Origin of the sequence: Polymorphospora sp. NPDC050346 (assembly GCF_040655695.1) — a bacterium.
GTDB lineage: Bacteria > Actinomycetota > Actinomycetes > Mycobacteriales > Micromonosporaceae > Polymorphospora > Polymorphospora lycopeni.
Map to the genome: position 1 here is coordinate 92,336 of NZ_JBFAKM010000032.1, position 2,512 is coordinate 94,847.

General features: G+C 73.4%; 1 protein-coding gene and 1 pseudogene. Both read left to right on the top strand.

All coding sequences use genetic code 11. The annotated features are described in order from the left end of the window. The first annotated feature begins 906 nt into the window (after positions 1–906). On the top strand, positions 907–2,391 hold the full coding sequence (locus tag AB0I42_RS27675) for an esterase-like activity of phytase family protein (RefSeq protein WP_357541621.1): 1,485 nt from the start codon (positions 907–909) through the stop codon (positions 2,389–2,391). Between the two features lie 22 nt (positions 2,392–2,413). Next, positions 2,414–2,512, top strand: a pseudogene (locus AB0I42_RS27680) (hypothetical protein); the annotation flags it as partial.

Genomic DNA, 2,512 nt, shown 5'->3' on the forward strand with positions numbered 1-2,512 from the left:
GCGCCCCCCGCCCGGCCGGGCCCGCCCGCGGCCGCGGCTGCCCTCGGGCTCGTCGCGCTGCCGGCGCTGGTCGCGCTGGCGCCGGCCGCCCAGGCGGTGCCGCCGCTCGGTGCCGCCCGCGCCACCGACGCCCCGGCCTTCCAGCGTCTCGCCACCGTGCCGGCCTACCTCAACAGTTCGATCGACGACGAGGCCGTCGCCGAGATCAGCGCGGTGAGCGCCGACGGCAACACCGTCATCTCCACCGACAGCGCCGGCCGGCGGGTCGGCTTCATGGACATCAGCGACCCGGCCAACCCCCAGCCCGTTGGCGTATTCGACCTGCCGGGCGAGCCGACCTCGGTCGGCGTACACAAGGGGTTCGTCCTCGTCGCGGTGAACACCGGCGAGAGTTTCACCGACCCGTCCGGGGTGCTGGTCGTGCTCGACCTCGCCTCCCGCCAGGTGGTACGGGAGATCGACCTCGGCGGCCAGCCGGACTCCGTCGCGGTGGCGCCGAGCGGCAGGTACGCCGCGATCGCCATCGAGAACGAGCGCGACGAGGACCTGAACGACGGCGAGATCCCGCAGTTGCCGGCCGGGTGGCTGACGGTCGTCGACCTGTCCGACGACGTCGCCGCGTGGGAGCTGTCGAAGGTCGAACTGACCGGCCTCGCCGAGGTCGCGCCCGGCGACCCGGAACCCGAGTACGTGTCGATCAACGGGCGGGACGAGGCCGTCGTCACCCTCCAGGAGAACAACCACCTGGTGGTCGTCGACCTGGCCGGCAAGGAGGTCGTGCGGGACGTCTCCGCCGGATCCGTCGAGCTGTCCGGTGTGGACACGGTCGAGGACGGCAGCATCGTCTTCGACGACGCCGTCACCGTGCCCCGCGAGCCCGACGGGGTCGCCTGGATCAGCGACACCATGTTCGCCACCGCCAACGAGGGCGACTACCGGGGCGGTTCGCGCGGCTTCACGATCTGGGGCGCCGACGGCCGGGTCGTCTACGACGCCGGCAACTCGTTCGACCGGCTCGCCGCCGCGCACGGCCTCTACCCGGAGGGCCGCTCCGACGCCAAGGGCAGCGAGCCCGAGGGGATCGCCTTCGGCAGCTTCGACGGCCGGCCGTACCTGTTCGTCGCCTCGGAGCGGGGCAACTTCGTCGCCGTGTACGACGTCACCGACCCGGCCGCACCGGCGTTCTTGCAGCTCCTGCCGACCACCAACGGTCCGGAGGGGGTGACCACCGTCGCGTCGCGCGGGCTGCTCGTCGTGTCCAGCGAGGAGGACCTGCCCGACGACGGTATCCGCGCCTCGGTGCAGATCTACCGGATCGGGCAGGCCGGTGCGTTCCCCTCGATCCGGTCGGCGTACGAGCCCGGCCAGCAGACGGCCCCGATCACCTGGGGTGCCCTGTCCGGCCTCAGCGCCGTGCCGGGCCAGCCCGACAAGCTGGTCGCCGTCAACGACAACGTCTACACCCCGACCCGGCTGCTGACCATCGACGTCGCCCGGACCCCGGCCTTGATCGAGAAGGAACTGACCGTCACCAAGGACGGCGCGCCGGTCGGCTACGACGCCGAAGGGGTCGCGGCCCGTGCCGGGGGCGGCTACTGGATCGCCGTCGAGGGCGCCCCGGCGTCGGACGACGACCCGGCCACCCCGAACCTGCTCGTCCGCGTCGACGACGCCGGCGCGGTGCGGGACGAGGTACCGCTGCCCGCCGACGTCGCCGCCGCCGTCGGCGGCAACGGGCTGGAGGGTGTCGCGGTGACCGGTGCCGAGGGCGCCGAGCAGGTCTGGGTCGCCGTACAGCGGGAACTTAAGGGCGACCCGGCCGGCACCGTGCGGATCGGCCGGTACTTGGTTGCCGACGGGAGCTGGGCGTGGCTGTCGTACCAGCTCGACGCGGCGCCGGCCGGCGGCTGGGTCGGCCTGTCGGAGCTGGTGGCCGTCGACGACGACACGTTCGCGGTCGTGGAGCGGGACAACCGTCGCGGCCCCGCCGCGACGGTCAAGAAGGTGTACGCCTTCGACGTGCCGGACGGGTTCGGTGCCGGCGACGACAGGCCGGCGGTGACCAAGCGGCTCGCCGTCGACCTGCTGCCGCTGCTGCGGGCCGACAACGGCTGGGTGCAGGACAAGGTCGAGGGGATGGCGATCGCCGGCAACGGCCAGGTGTACGTGGTGACCGACAACGACGGCCTCGACGACGCCACCGGTGAGACGGTGTTCCTGCGGCTGGGCAAGGCCACCGACGTCTTCGGTGCCGACGGCGGTGGCGGCGGTGGCCTGCCGGTGACCGGTGCGCCGGCCGTCGCGCTCGCCGGTGCCGGCGTACTCATCGCGGCCGGCGGGATCCTCGCGGTGGTGCGGGCCCGGCGTAACCGCATCCGTTTCACCGCCTGACCGGTGCGGCCGTCGCCCCCGCCGCTCCGGCGACGTCATCGCGCACTACGGCGGCACGACCAGCGAGACGACGAACTCCGACGCCGAAGGCCGGCTGGTCCTCGCCGACGCCATCGCGTAC